The sequence below is a fragment of the Acidimicrobiales bacterium genome, from assembly GCA_036270875.1.
Taxonomy (GTDB): domain Bacteria; phylum Actinomycetota; class Acidimicrobiia; order Acidimicrobiales; family AC-9; genus AC-9.
On record DATBBR010000146.1, the window covers coordinates 12,199 to 38,961 of the forward strand.

Annotated in this window: 22 protein-coding genes; 12 read left to right on the plus strand and 10 right to left on the minus strand. The window is 69.4% G+C overall.

All coding sequences use genetic code 11. The features are described 5' to 3' along the window. From gcvH to VH112_14030, 5 genes are all read right to left on the minus strand, one after another. Positions 1 to 381: a glycine cleavage system protein GcvH gene (gene gcvH / locus VH112_14010; GenBank protein ID HEX4541351.1), complete on the minus strand. Its 381-nt coding sequence runs from the start codon at positions 379 to 381 to the stop codon at positions 1 to 3. Positions 382 to 472: 91 nt separating this feature from the next. After that, positions 473 to 2,959 carry a sugar phosphate nucleotidyltransferase gene (locus VH112_14015; protein HEX4541352.1) on the minus strand — a complete coding sequence of 829 codons (2,487 nt, stop codon included), beginning with the start codon at positions 2,957 to 2,959 and terminating at the stop codon, positions 473 to 475. After that, positions 2,956 to 3,618 carry a CDP-alcohol phosphatidyltransferase family protein gene (locus VH112_14020; GenBank protein HEX4541353.1) on the minus strand — a complete coding sequence of 221 codons (663 nt, stop codon included), beginning with the start codon at positions 3,616 to 3,618 and terminating at the stop codon, positions 2,956 to 2,958. The genes VH112_14015 and VH112_14020 overlap by 4 nt, the downstream gene beginning before the upstream one ends. Before the next feature lie 153 nt (positions 3,619 to 3,771). Beyond that, positions 3,772 to 5,715: a primary-amine oxidase gene (locus VH112_14025; protein ID HEX4541354.1), complete on the minus strand. Its 1,944-nt coding sequence runs from the start codon at positions 5,713 to 5,715 to the stop codon at positions 3,772 to 3,774. A gap of 108 nt (positions 5,716 to 5,823) precedes the next feature. Next, complete coding sequence (locus VH112_14030) at positions 5,824 to 6,420, minus strand: VOC family protein (protein ID HEX4541355.1); 597 nt, start codon at positions 6,418 to 6,420, stop codon at positions 5,824 to 5,826. On the opposite strand from VH112_14030, the gene VH112_14035 reads away from it, so the two are divergent. The 4 genes from VH112_14035 (at position 6,419) to VH112_14050 (ending at position 10,953) form a co-directional block, all read left to right on the plus strand. Beyond that, on the plus strand, positions 6,419 to 8,521 hold the full coding sequence (locus tag VH112_14035) for an acyl-CoA dehydrogenase family protein (protein HEX4541356.1): 2,103 nt from the start codon (positions 6,419 to 6,421) through the stop codon (positions 8,519 to 8,521). The two genes, VH112_14030 and VH112_14035, sit on opposite strands and share 2 nt — an antisense overlap. A 100-nt stretch (positions 8,522 to 8,621) precedes the next feature. Continuing rightward, complete coding sequence (locus VH112_14040; GenBank protein HEX4541357.1) at positions 8,622 to 8,777, plus strand: hypothetical protein; 156 nt, start codon at positions 8,622 to 8,624, stop codon at positions 8,775 to 8,777. Positions 8,778 to 8,821: 44 nt separating this feature from the next. Further along, positions 8,822 to 9,307 carry a hypothetical protein gene (locus VH112_14045; GenBank protein HEX4541358.1) on the plus strand — a complete coding sequence of 162 codons (486 nt, stop codon included), beginning with the start codon at positions 8,822 to 8,824 and terminating at the stop codon, positions 9,305 to 9,307. Positions 9,308 to 9,486: 179 nt separating this feature from the next. Next, a complete protein-coding gene (locus VH112_14050; protein HEX4541359.1) occupies positions 9,487 to 10,953 on the plus strand; it encodes a glycosyltransferase in 1,467 nt (488 codons plus the stop codon). On the opposite strand, the gene VH112_14055 is transcribed toward VH112_14050, so the two are convergent. Next, positions 10,934 to 12,157 carry an amidohydrolase family protein gene (locus tag VH112_14055; protein HEX4541360.1) on the minus strand — a complete coding sequence of 408 codons (1,224 nt, stop codon included), beginning with the start codon at positions 12,155 to 12,157 and terminating at the stop codon, positions 10,934 to 10,936. The two genes, VH112_14050 and VH112_14055, sit on opposite strands and share 20 nt — an antisense overlap. Before the next feature lie 11 nt (positions 12,158 to 12,168). Further along, positions 12,169 to 13,947, minus strand: a complete 1,779-nt coding sequence (treZ, locus tag VH112_14060) for a malto-oligosyltrehalose trehalohydrolase (protein ID HEX4541361.1) — start codon at positions 13,945 to 13,947, stop codon at positions 12,169 to 12,171. A 115-nt stretch (positions 13,948 to 14,062) separates the two neighbouring features. Between treZ and VH112_14065 the strand changes: the two genes are divergently transcribed. From VH112_14065 to VH112_14090, 6 genes are all read left to right on the plus strand, one after another. After that, positions 14,063 to 16,129, plus strand: a complete 2,067-nt coding sequence (locus VH112_14065) for an EAL domain-containing protein (GenBank protein HEX4541362.1) — start codon at positions 14,063 to 14,065, stop codon at positions 16,127 to 16,129. Positions 16,130 to 16,140: 11 nt separating this feature from the next. Then, on the plus strand, positions 16,141 to 16,617 hold the full coding sequence (locus tag VH112_14070) for a nitroreductase family deazaflavin-dependent oxidoreductase (protein ID HEX4541363.1): 477 nt from the start codon (positions 16,141 to 16,143) through the stop codon (positions 16,615 to 16,617). A 26-nt stretch (positions 16,618 to 16,643) separates the two neighbouring features. Next, positions 16,644 to 17,237 (plus strand): adenylate kinase, encoded by a 594-nt coding sequence (locus tag VH112_14075; GenBank protein ID HEX4541364.1) that lies wholly within the window; start codon positions 16,644 to 16,646, stop codon positions 17,235 to 17,237. A 30-nt stretch (positions 17,238 to 17,267) separates the two neighbouring features. Further along, entirely contained in the window at positions 17,268 to 18,203 is a 936-nt protein-coding gene (locus VH112_14080) for an alpha/beta hydrolase (protein ID HEX4541365.1), read from the plus strand. A 240-nt stretch (positions 18,204 to 18,443) separates the two neighbouring features. After that, on the plus strand, positions 18,444 to 19,403 hold the full coding sequence (locus tag VH112_14085; GenBank protein HEX4541366.1) for a hypothetical protein: 960 nt from the start codon (positions 18,444 to 18,446) through the stop codon (positions 19,401 to 19,403). Positions 19,404 to 19,553: 150 nt separating this feature from the next. Next, complete coding sequence (locus VH112_14090) at positions 19,554 to 21,488, plus strand: ABC transporter ATP-binding protein (protein HEX4541367.1); 1,935 nt, start codon at positions 19,554 to 19,556, stop codon at positions 21,486 to 21,488. A gap of 21 nt (positions 21,489 to 21,509) precedes the next feature. Here VH112_14090 and VH112_14095 read toward each other — a convergent pair whose 3' ends face one another. From VH112_14095 to VH112_14105, 3 genes are all read right to left on the minus strand, one after another. Next, the gene (locus VH112_14095; protein HEX4541368.1) at positions 21,510 to 21,848 is read right to left on the minus strand and encodes a hypothetical protein; all 339 of its coding nucleotides are present in this window, start codon (positions 21,846 to 21,848) and stop codon (positions 21,510 to 21,512) included. A 141-nt stretch (positions 21,849 to 21,989) separates the two neighbouring features. Further along, positions 21,990 to 24,107 carry a transglycosylase domain-containing protein gene (locus VH112_14100; GenBank protein ID HEX4541369.1) on the minus strand — a complete coding sequence of 706 codons (2,118 nt, stop codon included), beginning with the start codon at positions 24,105 to 24,107 and terminating at the stop codon, positions 21,990 to 21,992. A gap of 201 nt (positions 24,108 to 24,308) precedes the next feature. Then, the gene (locus tag VH112_14105) at positions 24,309 to 25,076 is read right to left on the minus strand and encodes a G1 family glutamic endopeptidase (GenBank protein HEX4541370.1); all 768 of its coding nucleotides are present in this window, start codon (positions 25,074 to 25,076) and stop codon (positions 24,309 to 24,311) included. A gap of 230 nt (positions 25,077 to 25,306) precedes the next feature. On the opposite strand from VH112_14105, the gene VH112_14110 reads away from it, so the two are divergent. Then, positions 25,307 to 25,534 (plus strand): hypothetical protein, encoded by a 228-nt coding sequence (locus VH112_14110; GenBank protein ID HEX4541371.1) that lies wholly within the window; start codon positions 25,307 to 25,309, stop codon positions 25,532 to 25,534. Positions 25,535 to 26,287: 753 nt separating this feature from the next. Further along, positions 26,288 to 26,763, plus strand: a 476-nt coding sequence (locus tag VH112_14115) for a response regulator (protein HEX4541372.1), incomplete at its 3' end; no start/stop codon positions are given.

Here is a 26,763-nt window from a genome sequence, read left to right on the forward strand (position 1 = left end):
CTAGCTCGAGATCAGCTGACGATAGGCCTCGGCGTCGAGGAGGGCGGCGAGCTCGTCGGCGTCCCGCGGCTCGATCACGCAGATCCACCCCTCGCCATACGGGTCCTCGTTGACGCGCTGCGGAGCATCGGCGAGCTCCGTGTTGACCTCGACGACCACGCCGGCCAGGGGCGCGTAGATGTCCGAGACCGACTTCGTCGACTCGACCTCGCTGAAGACCGCCGATCCCTCGACGGTGGCCCCTTGCTCGGGGAGCTGGACGAACACCACGTCACCCAGCGCGTCCTGGGCGTAGTCGGTGATCCCGACCCGCACCCTGCCGTCCTCGAGGCGGGCCCACTCGTGGTCGGAGGTGTAGCGGAGGCCGTCGGGCACGTTCATGGCAGGAAGCTACCCGATACGCGACCTGCCCCGTCCGCCGACCCGCCTCCCTGGCGGGGGCGGGTCTCCCGAGCGCCGACCACCGCCGTCGCTACCGAAGCAGCTCGCGCACGAGCGATGCGTACTCGGCGGCTCGCGTCGAGGCGGCCCGATCGTCCGGTCCCTCGGCCCACACGTGGGTGACGGGCTGCTCGGGGTCGGGAAGGACCAGGGCCCACCCGTCGTCCTCCAGCACCTTCACCCCGTCCACGAGCACCAGCTCCCGGTCCTTCAGGTTCTCCACCAGCGTCCGCATCACCAGCCCCTTCTGCTCCCAGGGGGTGATCACCCGCTGGTGGGCCAGGTGGACGGGCGAGGACTGGCCGACCACCTTCGAGAGTCGAATCCCGCCACCCGCCAGCATGGCCAGCAGGTTGACCAGCGTGGCGGCGGCGTCGTAGGCGGGGAGGAAGGCCGGGAAGGCGAACCCGCTCTCGCGCCCGCCGGCGAAGTCGACCTGCTCCGAGGCGGCGACCTCCATGAGGTGGGCGGTGGAGGTCTTCGTCCAGACGATCTCGGCCCCTGCCTCGGCGCAGATGGCCTCGGCGGCCCGGCTGGCGACGACCGGAAGCGCCACGCGGGGTCGATCATGACTGGTCACCACCAGCCGCAGCAGCGCCAGCAGCGCCTCATCGTCGCTCAGCACGTGGCCGGCGTCGTCGACGATCACCAGTCGCTCGCCATCGGGGAAGATCACGGCGCCGAGATGGGCCCCCGAGCTCTGCACCATCTGGCTCACCTGACGGGCGTGCGTCTCCCGATCGAAGCCCACCGCGCCTTCGGTCGAAGCGTACGGGTCGAGGGCGAGCACGTCAGCTCCCAGCCGGGCCAGAACGTTCGGCATCACGAAGCTCGCCGTGCCGTAGGCGTAGTCGACCACCAGCTTGAACCGGGCCGACCGCACGGCTTCGAGGTCGATGCTGTCCATCAGGGCGGCGGTGTAGAACTCGAGGGTCCTGGGCGGAAATCCGAGATCGCCGATCTCGGCCGCCGGCACCCGGCGGAAGTCCTCGCGGTGCACGATGCGCTCGATCTTGCGCTGGGTCGTCTCGTCGATGTCGACCCCGGCGTCGTCGAAGAACCGGATCACCACCGCCTGGGGGTCGCCGGGAGACAGTCGCACGCTGATGCCGCCCTGGCTCGCTCCTCGCCGCACCTGGAACCGGGTCACCGGAAGCGTGGCGACCTCCAGGTCGTCGGCGTTCACACCAGCCGCGTTGAGGCCAACCATGATCGCCCGCTTGAGCATCCGGGCTGCTCGGCTCGAGTCGCGCGAGGTCGTCACGGTGCTGCCCCGCTTGAGGGTGGTGGCATAGGCCATGGCCACCCTGACGGCGAGCTGGGGGCTGATGTCCACGTTGGCCAGGCCGGTCACGCCCACCCGCCCGAAGAGGCTCCGGGTCCCCCGCGACTCCCACACGATCGAGGAGCTGACCGTGGCCCCGGCCTCCACTGTCTTCGACGGGTAGACCTTCACCCCCGGGTTGATGACCGCCTGCTCACCGACGAAGCACTCGTCGCCCAGCACCACCCCTTCCTCACAACGCACCCCCTGCCGGAGGTCGTTGGCCCGGCCCAGAACGCACCCCCGCAGGCTCACGCCCTGCCCCAGGTACGAGTTGTCGTGGACGATGGCCCGCTGGAGGGACGCGTCCGGTCCGACGAGCACGTTGCCGCCGAGCACCGTGTGGTCGCTGACATGGGCGCCCGGGCCGATGCGGCAGTAGTCGCCGATCACCACGGGGCCGTCGATTTGAGCCGACGGGTGCACCTCGGCCCCTTCGCCGATCCAGACGCCCGACCGCATGGAGAAGCCGGGGACGTCGATGACCACTTTGCGGTCGAGCACGTCCTGGTGGGCCCGGACATAGGCCTCGGTGTTGCCGACGTCTTCCCAGTACCCATCGGCGACGTAGCCGTAGAGTGGCTCGCCCGCCGCCAGCAGCGCCGGGAACACCTCCCCCGAGAAGTCGACCGGCCGGCCCGACTCGATGAACTCGAACACCTCCGGCTCGAGCACGTAGATCCCGGTGTTGACCGTGTCGCTGAACACCTGACCCCAGGTGGGCTTCTCCAGGAAACGATCGATGGACCCGTCCTCGTTGGTGATGACGATGCCGAACTCGAGGGGGTTCTCCATGGCCTTCAGGCCGATGGTGGCCAGGGCCCGCCGCTCCTCGTGGAACGCCATGATCGCCGAGAGGTCGATGTCGGTGAGCACGTCTCCGGAGATCACGAGAAAGCGCTCGTCGAGCTCGTCCCTGGCGTTGAGCACCGAGCCGGCGGTGCCCAGCGGCGTCTCCTCGGTGGCGTAGACCATCCTGACGCCGAACTCGGAACCATCGCCGAAGTAGGTCCGCACGGCGTTGGCCAAGAAGGCCACGGTCACGACGATGTCGTCGAAGCCGTGCTCCCTGAGCAGCCCGACGATGTGTTCCATCATCGGGCGGTTCACCATGGGCAGCATCGGCTTGGGCTGGTTGGAGGTCAGCGGGCGCAGACGCGTCCCCTCTCCGCCCGCCATGATGACCGCCTTCACGGTCTCGACCCTACCCGAGCGCTCCCTCGGGACGACCTCCCGGGTCGTCGCTTCCCTCGGGACGACCTCCCGGGTCGTCCTCGAGCGAGCGCACCCCGAGCGAGCGGGATATAGGTGCCCGCTGCGTACCACGACAGGGCCAGGGCAGGGATGGCGAAGACCCACGCGGCGACGTGTGCGGCGCCACGCCAGGACGCCGAGGAGCCGGCCACCAGGAACAGCGGGAAGGCGCACATCATCCCGAAGGTGCCGGCCTTGCCCACCCACACCACGTCGATCCGCGCCGCACCCAGGGCAGCGAGGGTCACGACCGCCGCCGAGACCAGCGCCTCGCGCGCCAGCACGGTGGCACCCAGCCACAGCGGCACGGACCCGTCGACCATGATGGCGGTCACGCCCACGCCCAGCAGGACGCGGTCGGCCACCGGGTCCAGCACCTTGCCCAGCGTGGACACCTGACCGAGCCGCCGGGCCAGCCAACCATCGATCCAATCGGTGGCGCCCAGCACCGCCAGCACGACCGCCGCAGCCAGGCGGTCCTGCTCACCGAACAACAGCCACAGGAACACCGGGACGGCGGCGAGGCGGGCCGCGGTGACAGCATTGGGGATGGTGAGGACGCGATCCACCCGGGCGTCGCTGTCGCCGCCGGTAGGCATCGACCCGAGTCTACGGACCGAGTGGCAGGGTGGCCCGCCCGCGGCGAGCCGGCCGGCCGCGGGCGCTTCCATCTCTCTCGTTCCACCTCTGGTCGAAAGAGGCCGCATCTGCCTTACCCGCGACGCCCACTTTCGACCAGATGTGAAACGCGCTCACGCGTTGGAGCAGTGTCCGTTCGTCGTCGGAGGAACATCGAGCGCCGGGTTGCGGTCGAAGAACCCGGCAGGCTTCAGGACGAAACCGGCGTAGTCGACCGGAGTGACGGGCCAGTCCTCGGGTCGGGGCACATGGGTAAGGCCGAACGTGTGCCAGAGCACCACGTCGGTGTCGACAAGCGGACGGTCAGCTGCCGTCCACGCCGGGAGCCCGTCGCCGCCGCTGCTCTGGTTCGGGTAGTCCCCTGCCGGGCGCCGCTCGCCAGGATCGAACGGGGTCACCCACAGGCTCTTCGAGGCGAAGGCGGCCCGGCGACCGACGCTGGACGACGGCGAGGCCAACAGGCAGGTCGACTGGCCGGGCACCAGCTTGTAGCCGACGGGCTGGCCGAGGCCGTTGAGCGAGGACGGGTTCACGACCTTCCAGCAGCGAGCGGCGAGGGGATCGATCATGCGCTGGGCCTCGGCCTCGGAGGTGAGCAGCGTTGCCCGAGAGCCGAAGGCTGTCCCCTCCGGATTGTCCCGGCCGGCCGGAAGGCTGACCGCGTCCAGCTCGTAGACCGAGTTCGAGCGGCCGTCCACGTCGAAGTCGAGTCGGGCGCACAGCAGGTGCTGATGGTTGGGCGCGTACAGCTCCGGGCCCACGACCTCGCCGCAGGCAGGGAGGACGCCAGGCTCGCGAGCCGACGTCTGGATGATGCCCGTCAGCTTCACCTCGAGCTGGATGGTGCCGTCGAGGTAGAGGTACCAGTAGAAGCCGTACTCGTAGTTGCCCACGGTGGCGATGAAGGAGATCACCATCCGCCGGGACCGGCGCACCTCGGAGGCACCGCTCCAGAGGTCGACGTGCTTCCAGAGGATCCCATAGTCCTCCTCGTGGAGGCAGACGGCGTTGGAGATCGTGCGGGCGCCGCCCCGATCGTCACTGACAACGGCGTCGAGGTAGCGGATCTCGCCGAGGCAGTCGCATCCGAGTGTGAGGCTCTGCATCATCTTGCCCAGTCCCCACTCGCCCACGTCGAAGGCGTTCTTCCACCAGTGGTTGGTGGCGGTGTCGCCGTACGGAACGACCATCTCGGCGACCGAGGCCCGGTGGAGGATTGGCCGGACGCGCCCTCCATCCTCGTAGCCGACGGTATGGAGCACGACGCCCTCGATGGGATGGACCGACACCCGCAGGCGCCATCGCTGCCAGCGGATCTCGGATCCTTCGACCTCGAAGCTCGGCCCCTCTGGCTGGGTGATGACGAGGGGTCGGAGGCCGCTGCGTTGCTCGCCCACCGACGCCGGGTCGTAGTTGCCGGCGGCCTCGGGGACCGGAACGACCTCCCGATCGACGAGCTCGATCACCTCGGCGGTGGCGAGGTCGACCACGGCGACGAGCCCTTCCACCGGTCGGGCGTAGCCGTTGTCGGCGGCGTGGGTTCGTACGTAGGAGACGCAGCGCACGAGACGCCGGCCCGCCTCTGACGCGATACCGAAGTTCCCCGCCGGCCACGGGTCGACCTGGACCAGCTCGAAGTCGGTGACGCCGCGTCGCCGCATGGCCTCCTGCCAACGGGCGTCGGCCTTCACGGCCTGGAAAGCGAAGACCAGCTCGTCCACCAGCAGCGGGGTGACGGCACCGGGCACCGAGCGCCACGAGAGGACAGTCGACCGGGTGATCGACACCACGGCCTCGTGCACCGCTCCCGTCATCCGCTCAGACACCGCCACCTCGGCCTGGCGATCGATGTGGTCGCCGGGCCGGTGCCCCGCGACGACGTCCTTCGGCGGCTCGTGGAGGGTGACCCAGGGGAACCTCACGTCCCCCACGAGGCCGCGGCCTTCGGTCACGATGGCGCAGGCCGTGGCGATCTCCGCCGAGGTGAGCGGGTCGAGCGGATGGGCCGCCGGCGCCTCGTCGGGGCCCCTCACGGCCACGGTGGTGCCTTCCTCCATCACGATCCTCCGACCTCGGCAGCGACGGGGCCTCACGTTAGTGGCAGGCCTCGCCGCCGGACCGGCCTCCTGGCGGCTTCGCCCGCCCCGGGCCAGCCCCGGGCGGGCTCAGGCCAGGCGGGTCGAGGGAACCGATCGCACCCGACCCTCGGACCGCAGCTCGCGCACGGCGGGGACGGGGTCAGGGTCGGCGAAGAGCCCCTCGTCGGCGTAGTCGGCGGGCCGCCCCGTCGGGTCGGTCACCCAGTACGAGGCCTCGAGGGCGATCCCGTTCGGGTCGGTGAAGTAGATAGAACGCAGGAAGCCGTGATCCACCAGATCCGTCACCTCGCAGCCGGCGGCCTTCAGCCGGTCCCGGAGGGCGAGCAGGGCGGTCTCGTCGGGCAGGTTGAAGGACAGATGGTCGAACTGGACCGCCCGGGGATCGGGAACCCCTGCCGGCTTGGCGAACGTCGCCAGCTCCACTCCCTGGTACTCGAAGAACGCGACCGTGTTGCCGGCCCCGAACTCGAAGAAGTAGTGCCGGAACGAGCGGTTGCCCAGGTCGGCCACCAGTCGGGCGCCGAGCACCCCGTCGTAGAAGCGCACGGTCGCGTCCATGTCGTCGGTGATCAGCGCCAGGTGGTTGATGCCCCGCCAGCGCGGGGCCTCCTCCTGATCGTGGTGCTGCTCGGACGGCGGTTGGCCCGACGATTCTGTGGTCATGACCCAATGCTACGACCGGGAGATGCCGCCGTCCGCCGGTGCAGCTGGCAATATGGACAGGCCCGACATGGGTGCCGACCAGGGCGGGTACAAGACCGTGGCGAAGGCCTGCCAGGCTCGTTCGTCGCCCGAATCGAGGAGGTTCAAGGCCTTGAACACTCGAGCCGTCACCGAGAAGCAGTCCCGCGATGTCGCCGAGGCCGCCAGGCAGCAGGAGTGGGACCAGCCCAGCTTCGCCAAGGAGCTGTTCCTGGGCCATTTCAAGCTGGAGATGATCCACCCACATCCGCGTCCGTCAGCCGAGGACCGGGCCAAGGGCGAGGCCTTCCTGGCCCGGCTGGAGACCTTCCTCCGAGAGGAGGTCGACCCCGCCGTCATCGAGCGCGACGCCAAGATCCCCGAGAGCGTCATCAAGGGTCTCTGCGACCTGGGCGCCCTGGGCATGAAGATCGACGAGGAGTACGGAGGCCTGGGGCTCTCCTACGTCTACTACAACCGCGCCCTCGCCATGGCGGTCACCTACCACTCGGCGATCAGCACGCTGCTCAGCGCCCACCAGTCGATCGGGGTGCCCCAGCCGCTCAAGCTGTTCGGCACGCCCGAGCAGAAGCGCAAGTACCTGCCCCGTGTGGCCCGCGACCAGATCAGCGCATTTCTGCTCACCGAGCCCGACGTGGGGAGCGATCCCGCCCGCATGCATTGCAGCGCCGTCCCCACCGAGGACGGCTCGGCCTATCTCATCAACGGCCAGAAGCTGTGGACGACGAACGGCGTCATCGCCGATCTGCTGGTCGTCATGGCAACCGTCCCCCGCTCCGAGGGGCATCGCGGTGGCATCACCGCCTTCATCGTCGACGCCCACGCACCTGGGGTGAAGGTGCTGCACCGCAACCAGTTCATGGGGCTCCGTGGCATCGAGAACGGAGTGACCCGCTTCGAGAACGTGCGCGTCCCGGTCGACGACGTCGTCGGCGGCGAGGGCCGTGGGTTGAAGGTCGCCCTGCAGACGCTCAACACCGGGCGCCTGTCCCTCCCCGCCACGTGCGCCGCCTCCTCGAAGCTGTCCCTCAAGATCGTGCGCGAGTGGGCGAACGAACGCGTGCAGTGGGGCATGCCGATCGGCAAGCACGAGGCCGTGGCGGAGAAGATCGCCTTCATGGCCGGCGTGACCTTCGCCCAGGAAGCAGTGGTCGAGCTGTCCAGCCTGATGGCCGACGCCGAGCAGCACGACATCCGCATCGAGGCCGCCCTGGCCAAGCTGTACTGCTCGGAGATGGCCTGGCAGGTGGCTGACGAGATGGTGCAGATCCGGGGAGGCCGAGGATACGAGACGGCGGCGTCCCTCGAGGCCCGTGGCGAGAAGCCGGTCCCGGCCGAGCAGGTCCTCCGAGACCTCCGCATCTGCCGGATCTTCGAGGGCTCCTCGGAGATCATGAAGCTCTTGATCGCCCGGGAGGCCGTCGACCAGCACCTCGCCGTGGCCGGCGCCATCATCGACCCTGAGGTCGACGCTCGGACCAAGGCGAAGACGGCGGCCAAGGCCGGCGCCTTCTACGGCAGGTGGCTGCCGCAGCTCGCTATCGGGCAGGGCCAGTCCCCTCGCAGCTACGCGGAGTTCGGCGAGCTGGGGACCCACCTTCGCTTCGTCGAGCGCTCCAGCCGCAAGCTCGCCCGCTCGACCTTCTACGGGATGTCCCGCTGGCAGGGCAAGCTCGAACGCAAGCAGGGATTCCTCGGTCGCATCGTCGACATCGGGGCCGAGCTGTTCGCCATGAGCGCAGCTTGTGTACGCGCCAAGATGCTGACCGACGACGGCGAGGTGGAGGCTGACAGCGCCGTCGAGCTGGCCGACTTGTTCTGCAAGGGCGCCCGGCGCCGCGTCGACCGGCTCTTCCACGACCTGTGGCGCAACGACGACTCGGACAACTACGCCGCCGCCCAAGCCGTGCTGACAGGCCGCTACACCTGGGCCGAGAGGGGGATCATCGACCCCGCGGGCGATGGACCCATGCTCGGCACGGCCAGCGCCGACGCCTACGTCGAGGCCAAGGTCGCCCAGCCCGAAAGCCCCGAGAGCGTGGCCGCCGGCCCCACCCGTTGATCAGCCGTCCCGCCTCGCGCCTGGGGTTCCCCCGTCCGGCGCGGTCGGCGGGGCGGCGCGTCGGTTCCGGGGCGGCCTCCCGGGCCGGCCGTGCTCGCCGATGATCGCCGTGTTCGTCGTGGCCCTGGTGCTGGCCCAGATCCTCGGCGTCCTCGGCCTGCGCCGCCGCGGCTACGAGTTGCTGTGCACGGTCGCCATGGCCGTGCTCTTGGCCATCGCCATCTTCGCCGCCGCTCGCGTGCTCGGACTGGCGTGATCTCCGCTCGCGCTCATGGCCGAGGTCGTGCTCGGTCCACACTGGTGGCAGTGACACGTCCGCCCGAGTCAGTGGAGTTCCAGCCCGACGCTCCGGCCGAGATCCTGGCCCGCATGGATCTCGTCGCTGGCGCCCGCCGCGGGTGGATCAACTTCCATCCCCGCATCGACGAGGACACCGAGGTGCCCCCGGAGTCGTCGCTCTTCGGGCTTTTCTCGGCCAGCGGCCCCCCCGTGCCGATCTGCACGTGGATGCCGGGCAAGTGGCGGGGTGAACGGCGGGACCCGGTGTCGATCGGTGTGCAGCACGCCGCCGGGCCCCGCGCCGTCGCCCGGCTCCGCTCCCTCGGGGTCGAGCCGCCCGCGGGTTGGCGCGTCCGTCAGGACCATCCTCGACGAGGCCTGGTGATCATGGTCCCGGCCGAGCAGGACCACGACAGCACCCTCGACTGGCTTGTGCGAGCAGGCACCGCCCTCAGCGCCGTGCCGCTCACGGGCGTCTGGAGGGCCGCCGTCTTCCTCGCCACCTGACCGCAGTCGGCGCTGGCGGGTCGAAATCCCCCGCATGCTGCCCTGGAAGGGGCAACATGGCGGCGGGGCGGGAGGTGGAGGGGATGGAAGTCACGAAAACATCCGTTTCTCCGTCAAATCACGTGGGTTCCGCCCCGCGCCCCGTGAGCGGAGACCATCCCGGGGTAAAGGTGTCCACCATGCAAGAGGTTCTCATCGAGCCCGTACAGCTCGACACGGCGGCCGTTCTGCTCGGCGAGAAGCGGATCACACAGCTGGCCGCCCAAGCCGAGAGGACCAACCGGGTGCTGGCGGGCCGGACGGTCTGGAACGTCAACTCGACCGCCCAGGGCGGCGGCGTCGCCGAGATGCTCGAGGTGCTCCTCGCCTACGCCCGTGGGGGCGGCGTCGACACGCGGTGGCTGGTGATCCATGGCGTGCCCGATTTCTTCGCCGTCACCAAGCGTCTCCACAACTGGCTGCACGGCGTTCCCGGCGACGGCGGCGACCTGGGTGCTGCGGAGCACCGGATCTACGAGCAGAACCTCGCTGACAACGAAGGTGACCTGACCGCCCGCGTGCGCCCCGGCGACGTCGTCATCCTCCACGATCCGCAGACGACGGGGTTGATCGCAGCGATGAAGCGGGCCGGGGCCGTCGTGATCTGGCGCTGCCACGTGGGAGCGGACGACCGGGACAACCCGTTCGTCGTCCGCGCCTGGGAGTTCCTGGCGCCCTACCTCGAAGACGCCGACGCCTTCATCTTCTCGCGGGCCACGTATCCGCCGGCGTGGCTGGACGGAGGCCGCGTCCACGTCATCCCCCCGTCCATCGATCCCTTCTCGGCCAAGAACCAGGAGCTCGCGCCCGGCGCCGTGCGGTCGATCCTCGCCCGGATCGGACTGCTGACCGAGTCCGCGGCCGAGGTGCCGCCCGAGTTCATGCACCGGGACGGGTTGCCTGGCACCGTGACCGGCGTCGCCGACATCGTCTCGGAAGGAGGGCGGCTCGACCCCGACGCGCCCGTCGTCGCGCAGATCTCACGGTGGGATCGGCTGAAGGACATGTTCGGGGTGATGTGCGGCTTCGCCGACCATGTCGGCGGCGAGAGCGGGGCCAACCTGGTCCTTGCCGGCCCCGAGGCCAAGGGCGTCGCCGACGACCCGGAGGCCCTTGCGGTCTACAGCGAATGCCTCGAGGGCTGGCGCCGGCTTCGCCCCGACCAGCGTCGGCGGATCCGCCTGGTTCGGCTCCCCATGGATGACGTGGAGGCCAACGCCGCCATGGTGAACGCCCTCCAGCGCCACGCCGCAGTCGTGGTCCAGAAGAGCCTCGTCGAGGGCTTCGGTCTGACGGTCGCCGAGGCCATGTGGAAGGCGCGGGCCGTCGTGGCCAGCGCCGTGGGCGGTATCAACGACCAGATCGTCGACGGTGAGAGCGGTCGCCTCCTCGCCGACCCGACCGATCTGGTCACCTTCGGCGCCATCGTCGACAGCCTGCTGCACGACCCGGGCGAGCGGCAGCGGCTGGGCCGTGCGGCGCGCCAGCGAGTCCTCGATCAGTTCATGGGCGACCGTCATCTGATCCAGTACGGCCATCTGCTCGAGGAGCTCCTGGTGCCCGCTGCCCCCCCGGCGCCCTCGACCGTCAGGCCCGCAGGTCCTTGACCACCTTCCCGCCCTGGATGACGAGGACGACGCGTTCGGGCTGATCGAACAGCTCCGGGTCCTGCAGGGGATCGCCGTCGAAGACGACGAGGTCGGCGAGCTTGCCGTCGGTGACGGTGCCGATGTCGTCCTCGCGCTGGAGCAGCTCGCCGTTGGTGCGGGTGGCCGATACCAGTGCTGCCATCGGCCCGAGAAGCCGCGACTTGAGAGTCAGCTCGAGGCCTCGATGCCGTTGCTCGGGCCCGAGCAGATCGGACCCCGATCCGAGCGGTACGCCGGCAGCGGCAGCGAGCTTCACCGACCGGCCCATGGCTTCCTCCAGTCCCTCGAGCCGCGACAGCATGGCCTCGGACAGACCCCAGTCCTCCCACTCTCTCGGCATGACGTGGAGCACGGCGAGCGTGGGCACTACGTACGCACCGGCGACGGCGATCTCGTTGGCTGTGTCCTCGTCGAGCAGGCTGGCATGCTCGAAGCTGCGAACGCCCGCCGCCAGCCCGTTGCGGATCCCCCCGACGTTGTGGGCGTGCGCCAGCACGTAGGTGTCCCGGGCGTCGGCCTCGGCGACCACCGCCCGCAGCTCGTCGACCGTGAGCTGGGTGTCCTCGATGCGGTCGGTCTCGGACACCACGCCTCCCGATACCGCCACCTTCAGCTGCGTGGCGCCCCGACGGAACGCTTCGCGCGCCGCCCGCCGGGCGCCGTCCGCGCCGTCGATCCTCATAGAGAGCTGGACGAGGCCGGGCAGGCCGTCGTCGCGCCCGTGGTGATCGAACGGATCACGGAGGTCGCCGTGGCCGCCCGACTGGCACAGGATGGGGCCCGACGGGAGGATCCGAGGGCCCCTCACCAGACCGGCTGCCGTCGCCGTGGCCAGTCCGCCGTCGGCGCCGCCCGCGTCCCGCACGGTCGTGAAGCCCGCGTCCAGCGCCACGTCACAGACATGGAAGATCCGGGCCGCCGTCACCGCCACAGGGACACGGAGTCCGCTCAAGTCGGCCACGTCGACGAGGGTCAGGTGGGCGTGGGCGTCGATCAGGCCGGGAACGACCGTCATGCCGCCGAGATCCAGCTCCGGGCCGGAGGGAGCCCTCCCACCGACCTGGGCGATCCGCTCGCCCTCGACCACCACGACGCCCTCCGCGACGGGGTCGGCGCCGGTGCCGTCGGCTAGTTTGGCGCCCCGCAGGACCAGGTTCGCCATGTCCGCTCAGGCTACCCGGGGGTCGGGCCTCCCGGGCCGGAGGTGTCGTCGGGGCCGGCGCCGAGGATGGCGACGGTCGACGGCGGGAGGTGGAGCCGTCCGCCTCCGAGCGAGACGTCCTCCTCCGAGCCCAGCAACAGCGAACCATCGGCGTCGAGCAGGATCGCCTTCTCGCCCAGGTTGCACGCGGTGATGATCGGCCCCCGCCGCACGACGAGGCATCGCTCCTGCTCGACGGTGACCCTGACCCTATCCAGGCGCCCGTCGACCAGCTCGGGCACGTCCCGACGCAGGCGGATCAGGCGGCGGTGCCAGTCGAGGAGCTGGCGGTGCGGGAGCCGCTGGGGCTCGGTCCAGTCGAGCTTGGAGCGTTCGAAGGTCTGGGGGTCCTGGGGATCGGGCATCGACTCGATCGGCCACTCGAGGTGGGACAGGTCCCGGAGCCGCCCCTCGGCGACGAGGCGCCCGAGACTCGGGTCACCGTGGTCGCTGAAATACTGGAAGGGTGTTGACGCCCCCCATTCCTCGCCTTGGAAGAGCATGGGAACGAACGGCGCCGTGAGCAGGATGGCGGCACCCACCTTCAGCAGTCGGGCGCTCATCAGCGCGCCGGTGCGCTCACCGGCGGGTCGGTTGCCCACCTGATCGTGGCTCTGCAGGTACACGACGAAGCGATGGCCCGAGAGCCCGGGCGGCAGGGGCCGGCCGTGCGCCCGGCGGCGATAGACGGACCAGGTGCCGTCGTTGACGTAGGACTGTCGGATCGCCTTGGCGAGCGCATCGAGTGAGCCGAAGTCGGCGTAGTAGCCGTTGCGTTCGCCCGTGAGGACGGCGTGCAGCGCATGGTGAAACTCGTCGCTCCACCATCCGTCGAGGCCCGCACCCCCGGCCGACCGTGGCTGCACGAGGCGAGGGTCGTTCTGGTCGCTCTCGGCCACCAGGACCACGGACCGGCCGAGCTCGCCGGCTTGCGCATCGACGCGGCGGCTGAGCTCCCGGAGAAACGACATCGCCGCCCCGTCGACCAGCTCCTGGACCGCGTCGAGGCGCAAGCCATCGAGGTGGTAGTCGCGCAACCACATGAGGGCGTTGTCCACGAAGAAGTCCATGACCGGGGCGCTCCGCGCGTCATCCAGGTTGACCGCTGGTCCCCAGGGCGTCGCGTGGCGCTCGGTCAGGTAGGGACCGAAGCTCTCCAGGTAGTTTCCCTCGGGACCGAGGTGGTTGAAGACCACGTCGAGAATGACACCAAGGCCGCGCCGGTGGCAGGCGTCGACCAGGCGCTTGAGCCCGTCAGGCCCGCCGTAGGCGTGATGCGGCGCGTAGAGGTCCACACCGTCGTAGCCCCATCCCCGTCGGCCCGAGAACTCGGCCACCGGGAGCAACTCCACGGCTGTCACGCCGAGATCGGTCAGGTGGTCGAGATGGGCGATCGCTCCGTCGAACGTGCCGGCGTCGGAGAAGGTCCCGACGTGCAGCTCGTAGAGCACCGAAGACGACAGCTCGATGCCGCGCCAGCCCTGGTCGTTCCACCGGAAGCGCGAGTGGTCGACGACCCGCGACGGTCCGTGAACACCGTCGGGCTGCCATGCCGATCGCGGATCAGGAAGTCCATCGCCCCCATCGACCGACAGCAGGTAGTCGGTCTCCGGCCCTGCCTCCTCGACCTCCGCCGCCCACCACCCGCCCTCGTCACGGGTCAGCGGCACCACCCGCCTGCCCACGAGGATCTCGACCTTCCCGGCATCAGGGGCCCAGACGCGAAATCGCTGCACGGTGTCGGCAGTCATGCCTCCGGGCCCTCGTTTCATCCCGACGAATCCAGCAAATCGAGAGGATATGCCCGTTCTCACGATCGCCGATCGCTATACATTTTTGCGGAAAGCTGTACGCTGGGCCCATCTGATGGGCCCGAGAACCGACGCCACGGCGGAGCAGGATTGTTACCGCGCGCTGTTCGACAAGGCCGCGGTTGGGCTGTGTTATGCCGCCCCGGGCGGACGGCTGCTGGCGGTCAATCAAGCCCTGGCGAACATGCTCGGTTTCGAGTCGCCCGAGGACCTCATCGCCAGGGGCCCATTGGCCGACCGCCTGTTCGACGCCGCCGATCTGGATGATCTCCGGCGGCGACTTCGCGAGCACCGTGAGGTCAGCGGGTTCGACGTCCCCATGCGTCGCCAGGATGGGCGCATCATCTGGGTCTCCATCACCATCAACACCGTCGGTCGTGACCAGGTGGTCACCGTGATCGACGTGACCGACAGCCGTCAGCACGAGGAGGCGTCCCGGGTCAACGAGGCGAGGCTCCGGTCCGTATTGGCCAACTCCTCGGAGAACTACTTCATTCTCGACAGAGACGGTGACGTCCGGCGGCTCAGCTCTGCGCCGGAGAGCAGCCTGGGCTACGAGCCCGCCGGGCTGAGCGGCCGCCAGGCACACCTGGTTCACCCCGATGACCGCCTTTCCTTCGCCCGGACCGTGCAGAAGCTCTTCTCTGGTGAGTCCGAGTTCGAGGTCGCTCGATACCGCGGACGCCACAAGAACGGCTCGTGGCGGTACCTCGAGGCTCGGGCGACCAACATGTTGCGAGATCCGGACGTCCAGGGCTTGGTGATCAATGTCAGGGATATCACCGACCAGCACTCGGCCGAGGAGAAGCTCGAGTACACAGAGTTGCACGACGAGCTGACGAACCTCCCCAATCAGCGTTATCTCGACCGCTGGATCGACGAACATGGAGCCAGTGAGGCCAACTCGCACGTCGCCATTCTGTTGGTCGACGTCGACCGTCTGAGCCACACGAACAACACATTCAACCGGGCCGCTGGCGACGACATCCTCAAGTTCGTAGCTAACGGCCTTCGCCAGCAGGTGCCCGAAGGGGCAGTGCTCGTCCGTTGGGCGGGAGACAGCTTCGCCGTTGTCGTCCCCGGTGCCCTCGGACGGGGGACCGTCGCGGGCTTGGCCGAGGACATCGTGCGCGCCTGTCGACACACGCGCCGGATCGGGACGGTAGACGTCTTCGTCAGCGTGAGCGTCGGCGTGGCGATCGGTGGGAAGGGCCGCGGATCGGCGAAGGATCTGGTGCGTGACGCCGACACCGCCCTCCATCAGGCCAAGGACCGGGGGCGGAACCGCTTCCAGCTCTTTGCCGGCTCGATGCAGCATCGCCTGGCCACCCGCCTCAAGCTGGAGGGCGAGCTGCGGCGCGCCGTCGAGGCTCCCGCCGGGATCACGCAGTTCCGCCTGCTGTTCGATCCGCTCGTCTCACTTCGTGAGCGCAAGACGGTGGGAATGGAGGCCTTGGTCGCCTGGCAGCACCGCGAGCACGGGCTGCTGCGGGCGGCCGAGTTCGTCCCACTCGCCGAGGAGACGGGGCTGATCTCGTCGATCGGCCACTGGGTGCTGGAAGAGGCCTGCCAGATGGCGGGCCGCGTGAACCGTGATCGCCAGCACGACCCGCTCGCCATGTCGGTGAACCTGTCGGGCCACGAGCTCAACCACCCTGACATTGTCACCTGGGTGATCAAGGAGATCGCGAGAGCCGACATCGACCCCACGCGGCTGTGGCTGGAGATCACCGAGACGGCGCTGGTGTCTTCTCCCAGCATCAGGTCGACGCTCTGGCGGCTGAGAGATCTCGGCGTCCGCCTGGTCGTCGACGACTTCGGCACGGGCTACAGCTCGCTGACGTCGATCCGGGAGCTACCGGTCGAGGTCGTGAAGATCGACAGGTCCTTCGTCGCCGGCCTCGGTCATCGCTCGAAGGACGAGACGATCATCAACACCGTCGTCGACCTGGCCAGGTCCCTGGACATGCTCACGGTAGCCGAGGGGATCGAGACGGCCCAGCAGGCCGACATACTGACGAAGCTCGGGTGTGAGCTGGGCCAGGGCTACTTCTTCGGTGCCACTGGCCCAGAGGAAGCGTCTCGGGGCAACGGAGGGCAGCGGGAGCCGGTCGGCGGGTAGAGTCCCCCAGGGTGAAACCTAAGAACGCGGTTCGGTTCGATCGATCGCTGGGCCCTCTCTTCTACAAGGTCCATCGTTGGATGTATGAGGCCACCGACGGGCGGATCGGAGCCAAGTCCTCGCAGGGACCGATCCTGCTGCTCTCCACGGTCGGCCGTCGCAGCGGCCAGCCTCGGACCACACCGCTGCTGTACCTGCGGGACGGCGACGACTTCGTGGTCGTGGGCTCGAACGGCGGCCGCCCCGAGCCTCCGGCGTGGTTCCTCAACCTGCAGGCCGATCCCAAGGTGACGGTGCGAGACGGCCGACGGACGCTCAGCGTCGTGGCCGAGACGGTCAGCGCCGAGGAGCGGGGCGAGCTGTGGTCCCGCCTGCACGAGTTCTATCCCGGGTGGTCGCACTACCAGACCCTGACCGCCCGGCCTCTGCCCGTGATCAGGCTCCGCCCCCACTCCACGCCGGCTCGGGAGGCCGGCCCGACGACCTAGCCGCCGGCGCGCGGCGACCAGGCCCCATGATCCGGCTCCTCCTCCTCGCCCCGCCCGGCGGCGGGAAGGGCACCCAGGGCCGCCTGCTGGCGGCGGAGCACGGCGTTCCCCACGTCTCGACCGGTGATCTCCTGCGGGACGACGTTGCCCGCTCCACGCCGCTGGGGAGGCGCGTCCGGCCCTATCTCGAGCGGGGGGACCTCATCCCGGATGGCCTTGTGCTGCGCCTCGTGCAGGAGCGATTGACCAAGCCAGTCGTGCTCGAGGGGTTCGTGCTCGACGGGTTCCCCCGCACGCTGGACCAGGCTCTGGCCGCCTACGCCTGGGCGACGGAGCACGGGCTCACCTTCTCGGCCGTCGTCCATCTGGCCGTTCCCGACGCCGAGCTGGAGCGGCGCGTGCTCGAGCGAGGCCGGCGCACCGGTCGCAGCGACGACACGATCGACACCGTCCGTCACCGTCTGGCCCAGTACCGAACGACCACCGAACCGCTGCTCGAGTTCTACCGCGAGCGCCAGATCCTGGTCGACGTGGACGGCAACGGACCGATCCCCGAGGTGGCCCAGCGGATCCGCACCGCGCTGGAGGCGCGGGGCCTGGCGCCGGCGAAGAACAGCTGAGGTTTCTGATCGACCCGAGGAGGCCGTCCCATGCCGCTGGACCCCCAGATCAAGGCCCTGCTCGAGCAGATGGCCGCCATGGGGAGCGTCGACTTCCGCGAGGTGACGCCCGAGGGACTACGACAGACGATGAAGATGATCGCCGCGGCCGACGGTCTCCCGGAAGCCGTCGACTCGGTGGACGACGTCAACGCCAGTGGGCCCGCGGGGGCCATCCCCGTGCGCGTGTACCGACCCGCCGGCGCGGGCACGGCCCAGCTGCCGATCCTCGTCTGGTACCACGGGGGCGGGTGGGTGATCGGCGACCTCGACACCGCCGAAACGACCTGCCGCAAGCTGGCCAACCGCTCGGGCGCGCTGGTGGTGTCGGTCGACTATCGCCTGGCGCCCGAGCATCCGGCGCCAGCGCCCGCCGAGGACTGTTGGGCTGCCCTGTGCTGGGTGGCAGGCGTCGCCCCCGAGCTCGGTGGCGACGCCTCCCGACTGGCCGTGGGGGGCGACAGCGCGGGCGGGAACCTGTCCGCGCTCCTCGCCGTGCGGGCCCGTGACAACGGTGGCCCGGCGATCAGATACCAGCTGCTCGTCTATCCGGCCACCGATCTCACCATGTCGTACCCCTCGCACGCCGAGAACGGCGAGGGCTATCTACTGACCAACGAGTCGACCGCCTGGTTCCTCGGCCACTATCTCGGCCCCGACGGCGACCCCAAGCACCCGTCGGTCTCACCCCACCACATCGACGATCTGAGTGGAGTCGCCCCCGCCTTCATCATCACCGCCGAGTTCGACCCGCTTCGCGACGAGGGCGAGGCCTACGCCGCTCGCCTGCGTGACAGCGGCGTGGCCGTCGAGCTGCGCCGCTACGACAGTATGATCCACGGCTTCTTCCAGATGGGGGCGGTCACGCCCGTGGCCGACTCCGCCGTGAGCGACGCCGCCTCCCGGGTGCGCGCCGCCTTCTCCTGAACGGCCGATCCCCCCACGCTCGACCACGACGCGACGCTTATCCACATGCACCCGAGACGCTCCCGCACTCCCGATCGGCGCCGACACCGCCCCCTCGCGGTCGGTCGCCGGCCCGCGCCGTCCGCGTGGGGGCGGGCGGCGGGCCTCGGCGTGCTCGCGATGGCCGTGGCGCGCGCGGGCTGCGGATCGGGCCCGTCCCGAGCGAGCGGCAGCGGAACCTCGCGACGGGGCGCCGCCAACATGCCCACGACCGTCCCGCCCACAACCGCTCCTCCGACCAGCCCGCCGACGACGGCCAAGCCGGCGCCCCCGAAGGGAAGCCCCTACGGCGTCGGCCTAGCCGTCCTCAGCTATGTGGAGCCTGCTGGTCACGTGGTACCCGCCCCCTTCGCCCCTGGCGGAGCTGCCACCGCCCCACGCCGGCTGACGGTGCAGCTGCGCTATCCCTCGAGCACTCCGATCTCGGGCAACGACACGGTGCTGGCGCCTCCGCAGGGAGGCGGTCCCTTTCCGCTGGTGGTCTTCGCACCCGGCCTGAACGAGGACCCGCCGCCCTATCAGCCGCTCCTCCACGACTGGGCCCAGGCAGGGTTCGCGGTGGCGGCGACGACCTTCCCCGTCACTAGCCCCACCGTGCCCAACGCGGGCGACAAGGAGCGGGATCTCCCGAACCAGCCCTACGACGTCACCTTCCTGATCGACAAGCTCATCGCCGCCGCCAACAATCCTTCCGATCCTCTCCACCAGCTGGTCAACCCGGCCGAGGTCGCCGTGGCCGGCCAGTCCGACGGGGGCAACACGGCGGTGGCCACCGCCTACAACACCGCCTACCAGGACCACCGGGTCGACGCCGCGATCATCCTCTCGGGCGCCCGCTACGGGTATCCGGGCGGCACCTGGTTCCCTGCCGGCTCTCCACCCCTCCTGGCGACGCAGGGGACGGCGGACACCATCAACCCGCCGTCGCTGACCAACGACTTCTTCACCAACAATCCCCAGCCGAACAAGTACCTGCTGTGCCTGCAGGGGGCGCCCCATCTCGACCCGTACGTGGCCCGCAACAGCTACGAGCGCGTTGTCGCCCAGGTGTCGACGGACTTCCTCGACGCTGAGCTCTACCACCTGCCCGGGTCGCTGGACACCATGATGCAGGCTGGCGCCGTTCCCGGCGTGGCCGCCTTCGCGTCCCGGTGCGGGTAGGTCACCCAGGGCGTCGGTCCGCCGGACCACGCCGCTGAGCTGGCCCTTCTCGACCCGCCTGGAGCGCCCTCCCCGGTATGGTGCGTGAACGATGCATGACGAGCGCACTACCAGATGATGGGCCCGGGGGGCGGCCCGACATGGGGCGGCATGCGCTCGTTCCGACGCGACAGCTCGGTCAAGCACCAGCAGCTGGCTCCAGGTACTGCTCGGCGGATCCTGCGGTTCGCGGCGCCCTACAAGCGGATGCTGGCCGTCTTCCTGGTCCTGATCGTCATCGACGCCGTGATCGGAGTAGCCAACCCGCTCATCTACCGCGACATCATCAACAAGGGGATCCTCGGCCACCGGTCCGGGCTGATCGTGGCCCTCGCCCTTCTCGTCGCCGGTCTCGCCATCGCCGACGCCGTGCTCTCGCTCGGGCAGCGCTACTTCTCGGCCCGGGTGGGCGAGGGGCTGATCTTCGACATGCGGTCCAAGGTGTTCGCCCATATACAGCGGATGCCGCTTGCGTTCTTCACCCGCACCCAGACGGGTGCGCTCATCACCCGCCTCAACAACGACGTCCTCGGGGCCCAGCAGGCGTTCACTGACACACTCTCGAACGTGGTGAGCAACCTCATCAGCGTGACGCTCGTCATCATCACCATGCTGTTCCTGTCATGGCAGATCACGCTCGTCGCGCTAGCCATGCTTCCGGTGTTCGTGGTGCCGGCGCGATGGGTCGGCCGGCGGCTCCAGACCATCACCCGTGAGAGCTACGGCCTCAACGCCGAGATGAACACCACCATGACCGAGCGCTTCAACGTGGCCGGCGCGCTCCTGGTCAAGCTGTTCGGCCACCCCAAGGCCGAGACAGGAGTGTTCGACAGTCGGGCCGGTCGGGTGCGCGACATCGGCATCACTTCGGCCATGTACAGCCGCATCTTCTTCGCCGCTCTCATGCTGACGGCGTCGCTGGCGACCGCCCTCGTCTACGGCTGGGGCGGCCTGCTGGCTGTCAACGGAGCCCTCAATGTCGGGACCGTGGTCGCGCTCACGGCCTACCTCAACCGGCTGTACGGGCCCCTCACTCAGCTGTCGAACGTCAACGTCGACGTGATGACGGCCCTGGTGTCGTTCGAGCGGGTCTTCGAGGTCCTCGACCTCCCCCCCATGATCAAGGACAAGCCCGACGCCGTCACCGTTCCGCGAGGGCCCGCGACGGTCGAGCTGGACCACGTCGACTTCAGCTACCCGACGGCCGAAGAGGTGTCGCTTGCCTCGCTGGAGTCCGTGGCGACGCTCGAGCGGACCGCATCGAAGCAGGTCCTCTTCGACGTCGGCTTCACCGTCGAACCGGGACAATTGGTCGCGCTCGTGGGGCCGTCCGGCGCGGGCAAGACGACAATCAGCCATCTCGTACCCCGGCTGTACGACGTCCGGCGCGGCTCGGTACGGATCAACGGGATCGACGTGCGCGACGCCACGCTCGATTCCATCCGCCAGACGGTTGGCGTCGTCACCCAGGACGCCCACCTGTTCCACGAGACGATCCGGTCCAACCTGCGCTACGCCAAACCCGACGCCACCGACGACGAGCTCACCGAGTCGCTGCGGGCGGCCCAGATCTTGGCGTTCGTCCAGGGACTTCCCGATGGCCTCGACACCGTCGTCGGCGACCGCGGGTACCGCCTGTCGGGCGGGGAGAAGCAGCGACTGGCCATCGCCCGACTGCTGCTCAAGGCCCCGGACGTCGTCGTGCTCGACGAAGCCACCGCCCACCTCGACTCCGAGTCCGAGGTGGCCGTGCAACGGGCCCTCAAGACGGCGCTCGCCGGACGAACCTCTATCGTCATCGCGCACAGACTGTCCACGGTGCGGGAGGCGGACCTCATCCTCGTGGTCTCCGACGGGCGCGTCGTCGAGCGGGGGCGCCACTCCGAGCTGCTCGCCCGTGGGGGCCAGTACGCCGAGCTCTACCGCACGCAGTTCGAGCGGCAGGCCGAGACCGCCGGCCCGGGAGGCCAGCCCGAGGGTGGCTCCGACCGGGGGGGCCGGCCCGGCGACCAGGACGTGCCGGCACTGACCGCCGGCGACGGCTGAGCTCGCCGGCCGGCTCGGTGTTCAGCCCTGATGGCTGAGCTTGTACGACGCCAGGCCTGCCACCCGGCGGAGATGGTCGGGGCTGCGCTTGAACCGGGGAGCGAGGTCGTCGAAGGACTCCCCCTCCTCCTGCCAGCGCAACAGGCACCGCTCGATGGGACGCAGAGCGTGACGCGGTGGCGGTCTCGATGCCTGGCTCGGGTGCCGAGGGAGGTGAGCCATCTCGATCACCCGGTCGATGAACTCGGGGCTGCGCCGAAAGCGGCGCGCGATCTCCTCCCGACCCACTCCCGCCTCCTGGAGGGCGAGGACCCGCCGCTCGAGGGGTCGAAGCGAATCCGGGACAGTACTGACCGGCATGCCGTCACCTCCGCGCCATTGCGGCTGGCTCCACTCGGGGCCGGTCCCAGTCTGCCACCCGGAGCAGGACCGCCGCCCGCACCGGGCTCCAGCCCCGCTGTCTCCTCGTCGGCCTGTCCTCGCTCCGCCCGATGAACCGGCTCAGCCTCCGTGCCCATGCCCGTGGCCGCCAGGTGCGGGCGCCGGCGGCACGGGCGGTGGCGCCGGCGTCGGAGCAGGTGGAGGCGGGGCAGCGGGCGCGGGTGCCGGGGCCGGCCCAGGCGCCGGCGGTGGGGGCGGCGGCGCCGGCGGTGGGGGCGGGCTGGTGAGTGCGCCCGGCGAGTCCTGGGCGATCAGGAAGTGCCCGGGCGGTATCTGGCTCTGATCAGGAGCGGTGAAGCTGGCCACGGGTTGGCCGGCGAGCCCGGCGCTCATGAAATCACGGAAGACACGGGCTGGGTAGGTCCCGCCGAAGACGTCCACGCCCCCCACTCCATGCATCGGGACCTGGCCGGTCGGTGAGCCCATCCACACCGCGGTAGCAAGCTGGGGCGTGTAGCCCACGAACCAGGCGTTGGCCAGGTTGTCGGTGGTCCCCGTCTTCCCCGCCACGGCGCGGCCCGAGAGCTGGGCCGCTGTGCCGGTGCCCCGCTGGACCACGGCCTCGAGCGCCTGGGTGGTCGTCCTGGCGATCTGGGGGGACACGGCCTGGGTAGCGATCGGGTTGGCCTGGTAGAGCGCGGTGGTCGAACTGTCGGTGATCCGCTCGACGAGGCTCGGCGTTCGATGCACCCCGTCGGCCGCCAGAGTGGCGTACACCGAGGCCATCTGCTCAGGTGTCACCTCGTAGGTCCCGATGCTGAGCGAGGGCGTTGTACCGAGCTTGACGGTCGCCGGGATGCCGAGGCGGTGGGCCGTGTCGACGATCTTGGGCAGGCCGACGTCCACCCCCAAGCGGATGTAGGCGCAGTTCACCGAGTTGGCCGTGGCATCGAGGAGGCTCATCACGCCCGCCCCCGCCTCGGCGTTGTTGGCCACGTAGGGTCCGGCACCGGGCAGAGAGATCGTGCACGGCGCGGTCCCGTCGATGGTGTCGTTCGTGCTGAACCCGTTCTCCAGGGCAGCGGCGAGCACCACTGGCTTGAAGGACGAGCCGGGCTGACGCCCACCGCCCCCTCGACCGGTGGCCACGTCGAAGCCGTTGGCGTTGGATCCCGGGTTGCCGGGGACGAGGGCACGCACGAACCCCGTCGCCGGCTCGATGGCCGCCACCGCGGCGGTGAACCGTCCTCCGGTGTTCGGCACCTCAGCCGCAACAGCCAGCTCGGCGTCGTGCTGGAGGGCGGGGTCCAGCGTGGTGGTGATGGTCAGGCCACCCTTGTACAGCGCGTTCAAGCGGTCGCCCGTGGTGGTGCCCAGCGCGTCGAATCGGTGGTCGCTGGTGTCGAGGACGGCAGCCTTGACCTCGGCGACGAACGGGCTTTCCTGCGGCGACGGGGGCGGATGAAGCGTCGTTGGCAGCGGGGTCGTCTTCAGCAGGGCGGCCTCGTCTGCGCTCAGGTGGCCGTTGGCCACCATGCCGTCGAGGACCTGGCTCCGTCGCTGGACCGCCGCCCCAGGCTGACGGATCGGGTCGTCGCCCTCGGGGTTGCGGATCTCCCCGGCGAGCAGGGCGGCCTGAGCCGGGTTCAGCCGGCTGACGTCGGTCCCGAAGTAGGTCTGCGCGGCCGCCTCGATCCCGTAGGCGCCCTCGCCCAGGTACACGGTGTTGAGGTATCGCTCCAGGATCTGGTCCTTCGACATCTGCTGCTCGAGGCGAAAGGCGAGGACGGCCTCGTGGACCTTGCGGTTGATGCTGCGCTGCGAATCCAGCACCGCGTTCTTCACCAGCTGCTGGGTGATGGTCGAACCGCCCTGGACGTCGCTCGACGACACGTTGTTCTTCAGCGCGCGCATGATGGCGGGGACGCTCACGGCTCCGTGCTGGTAGAAGGTGGCGTCCTCGGCGTCCAGCACGGCATGGACCACCGTGGGCGGCACCTGCGACAGCGAGACGGGGGCCCGATAGTCGGCGTCCTGGAGCACGGCGAGCAGGCCGCCCTTGGAGTCGTACACCTTCGACGGGACATCGAGGGGCTTCAGTCGAACCGGCTGGCTCAGGGCCAGAGTGTGGGAGGCCCCGCCCAGCACGCCGCCGACAGGGACCAGAGCGAGGGCAGCCAGTCCGAGCACGGTGCCGGCGGCCCCCACGGTGGTCAGGAAACGCCCCAGCTTGCCCATCAGCGGGTCACCCGCACCTCGCGCTTCGACACGTACTCGGACCACCCTCGTCGCCAAGCCGGGAAACCGGCCGTTGTTCTGGTTCCACAGGGCCCCCCGATCGACCTACCCGATCCGGAGGAACCGCTCACATTGACCGACATGACAGGGCCGGCCCCGAAGGGCCGGCCCCGTCGAACCGGTCGCGAGCAGCAACGGCTGCTAGGAGCTGGTGGGCGCCGAGCAGCTGCTGGCGTAGGCGCAGTCGTTGAAGCCGTCGGTGTCGGTGTCGGGCGCCGACGGGGTCGCCAGGGGGTTGCCGCTGGAGTCGATCAGCTGCAGCTCCTCGGACGCCTTCAGCCCGGCGGGGGCGTTGTTCGCCTTGGCCAGGTCGATGTTGACGCTCGACAGGTTGGGCAGGGGCCCGACGCCGGTCCCCGAGGTGCCCACCACGACGGGCGTCTCCTCGATCCACTCTGCGGTGGCGTGGGTCGAGCTGTAGGGAGTCGTCATGGTGAAGGTCTGGCCGGACGTGACGTTCTTCAGCGTGATCGTCCACACATTCGAGTTGGCCACCGCCTCGCCGATGTCGACATGGATGTGATCGCCTGCCTTCACCCCGACGGTGCTGATGGTGACGCTGGTCGCCGGGATCAGCTCCCACCAGGCCGAATATGAGGCGACGCCCTGTGCGCTCACGTCCTGCTCGGTGCCGGCCTGGATGAGCGTCGAGTCGGTCGTGGAACAAGACGCGTCGATGCACCCGCCGCCGATGCCGACCCAGGTCGACGAGAACTCGGCCTCTCCGGCCTTGTGGTTCGTCGCCGTCGGAACTGTCCAGTCCCCGGCCACCTCGTTGAACAGCTTGCTCCCCTGCTCGAGGGTGCCCTGGTTGTTGCCCGACCAGTTGTTCGACTTGTTTGCTCCGACTGATAGGAGCGGCCGGTGCGAGACCGCCTGTACGGCGGCGCCCGCGGATGGGGCGAGCATGACGGGAGCGAGCGCGAGCGTGACCGCTAAGGGGACGAGGCGGCGCATCATCAACCTCCTGAGAGTCGGGCGCCGCACCGTTCTCGGTCGAAATGCCCGTATCCTCCCGAAACGAGGCAAGTTCCCTCGAACGGGGGATCCAGGGCGTGTTCCCAACCCCTCTCTGTCCTCTCCGCCCGTGGACGATCGGATCGTCGGGGACTAGGCTCCCTCGTGCTGGGAGGTGGACTATGCCAGCGTGGATAGCAACTTGGGCGATCAACGAGGTGCCGGGCGGCTGCGAGGTCATCCGGGACGGGCGGCCCGTGGGGATCGAAAGCTGCGACGACGTGGACGAGGCCGTCGACCGGATTCGCCGCCATCGCCTGTACGAGGCCCGGGATCACATCGTTCGGAGAAGCGGTGGCCAGGAGGAAGAGGTGGATCTCAGCGCCTCTCACTCACTCTCGGCCGGCTGATCTTGATTCCCTAATACCTCGATCGAGGACCTGACCGCCAGCTCAGCTGCGCGCTCGCTTGCTGTCGGCCTGATTGGGCCCCTACGGGCCCGCAGGCAGAGCGTCTGTCAAGGCCACGCTTGCCTCCTCGCGCCTTGGCCGTGGGAAACAATCGCGTCATAAAGGAAATGACGTTTAGCCATCCTCATGTCGATTAACGATTTATCTGTCAGGTACATGACATATCGTCAGCGGCGTCAAGCGGCGATAAAACGCAAAATCCGTCCCCCCGAATTCCGGAAAGTGCGGCCTAGCTGGCGGGGACGAGAATCCCGAACGTTGTCGCTGCGGTGGGGGCCTGCCACCCACGAGAAGAAATGGATTGCTTCGGCGACCAGATGGGGTCTGACGAGCCGTGATCTGGTTCTGGCGTGGACTCGTCATTGGGACATGGTGCCGTATACCCCCCTCAGGGCATCGCGGTAATCATCGGCACGTGAGCGCATACCCGCACGCAATGCCACACGGTGCGATACCGCACAGCCCCTATCTCGGCAGGAAAGTGGCGTGTGGTAGCGCTTTCTCGCCGCCAGAAGCGGGACTATGCTTTGCGGTCTGATCGACCGTTGTCCGGTCGTGGCGAAGGAAAGGGGGAGATGTCCGAAATGCGAGGATCACCGCGATCCCCGAGCCTCCCGGATCAGGTGGCGTGGCCACGTGAGCGGAGGGACAAGGTCGAGGTGGGGGGGCCAAGGCAGACAGGACGGAGCCGTGATGATCGAGCAGCTGCCTGAGGGAACCACCGAGAACCGACCGGTTCGTTTGGTGCTCATCGACAACGACGAGATCATCCGCAATGGTCTCCAAGCGGTGCTCGCCCGGTATCGCGAGCGCGTCGACGTCGTCGGGCACGTGAGTCCGGACGAGGACGTCGCCGCCGCGGTGGCCCGCCTGCGGCCCGACGTGGTCCTGGTGCACGTGGGGAGGCAGGGGTCAGAGGCGCTCGACCTCGCCGGGGAGCTGGTGCGACTGAGCTCCTCGTGGCGAGTCGCCGTCCTGAGCGAGGCCACCGACGAGCGCTGGCTGTTCGAAGCTCTTCGCCGGGGCGTCACGGCCTATCTCTCCAGGTCCTTGAACAGCTCCCAGCTGGCGGACGCTCTGGTGCAGGCCGGCGAGGGCACCCCGGTGGTCGATCCCAACCTGGCGACCAGCGTGGCGATGAGGGCTGCCTACGCCTGGGATGGCCATGG

What these genes read in the sequence shown, in the direction of transcription:
- VH112_14030 (HEX4541355.1), bottom strand. Translation starts at nt 6,420, where the DNA reads ATGACCACAGAATCGTCGGGCCAACCGCCGTCCGAGCAGCACCACGAT.
- treZ (HEX4541361.1), bottom strand. Translation starts at nt 13,947, where the DNA reads ATGACTGCCGACACCGTGCAGCGATTTCGCGTCTGGGCCCCTGATGCC.
- VH112_14025 (HEX4541354.1), bottom strand. Translation starts at nt 5,715, where the DNA reads ATGGAGGAAGGCACCACCGTGGCCGTGAGGGGCCCCGACGAGGCGCCG.
- VH112_14075 (HEX4541364.1), top strand. Translation starts at nt 16,644, where the DNA reads ATGATCCGGCTCCTCCTCCTCGCCCCGCCCGGCGGCGGGAAGGGCACC.
- VH112_14110 (HEX4541371.1), top strand. Translation starts at nt 25,307, where the DNA reads ATGCCAGCGTGGATAGCAACTTGGGCGATCAACGAGGTGCCGGGCGGC.
- VH112_14065 (HEX4541362.1), top strand. Translation starts at nt 14,063, where the DNA reads ATGGGCCCGAGAACCGACGCCACGGCGGAGCAGGATTGTTACCGCGCG.
- VH112_14055 (HEX4541360.1), bottom strand. Translation starts at nt 12,157, where the DNA reads ATGGCGAACCTGGTCCTGCGGGGCGCCAAACTAGCCGACGGCACCGGC.
- VH112_14080 (HEX4541365.1), top strand. Translation starts at nt 17,268, where the DNA reads ATGCCGCTGGACCCCCAGATCAAGGCCCTGCTCGAGCAGATGGCCGCC.
- gcvH (HEX4541351.1), bottom strand. Translation starts at nt 381, where the DNA reads ATGAACGTGCCCGACGGCCTCCGCTACACCTCCGACCACGAGTGGGCC.
- VH112_14105 (HEX4541370.1), bottom strand. Translation starts at nt 25,076, where the DNA reads ATGCTCGCCCCATCCGCGGGCGCCGCCGTACAGGCGGTCTCGCACCGG.
- VH112_14040 (HEX4541357.1), top strand. Translation starts at nt 8,622, where the DNA reads ATGATCGCCGTGTTCGTCGTGGCCCTGGTGCTGGCCCAGATCCTCGGC.
- VH112_14090 (HEX4541367.1), top strand. Translation starts at nt 19,554, where the DNA reads ATGCGCTCGTTCCGACGCGACAGCTCGGTCAAGCACCAGCAGCTGGCT.
- VH112_14085 (HEX4541366.1), top strand. Translation starts at nt 18,444, where the DNA reads ATGCCCACGACCGTCCCGCCCACAACCGCTCCTCCGACCAGCCCGCCG.
- VH112_14035 (HEX4541356.1), top strand. Translation starts at nt 6,419, where the DNA reads ATGACCCAATGCTACGACCGGGAGATGCCGCCGTCCGCCGGTGCAGCT.
- VH112_14020 (HEX4541353.1), bottom strand. Translation starts at nt 3,618, where the DNA reads ATGCCTACCGGCGGCGACAGCGACGCCCGGGTGGATCGCGTCCTCACC.
- VH112_14100 (HEX4541369.1), bottom strand. Translation starts at nt 24,107, where the DNA reads ATGGGCAAGCTGGGGCGTTTCCTGACCACCGTGGGGGCCGCCGGCACC.
- VH112_14095 (HEX4541368.1), bottom strand. Translation starts at nt 21,848, where the DNA reads ATGCCGGTCAGTACTGTCCCGGATTCGCTTCGACCCCTCGAGCGGCGG.
- VH112_14050 (HEX4541359.1), top strand. Translation starts at nt 9,487, where the DNA reads ATGCAAGAGGTTCTCATCGAGCCCGTACAGCTCGACACGGCGGCCGTT.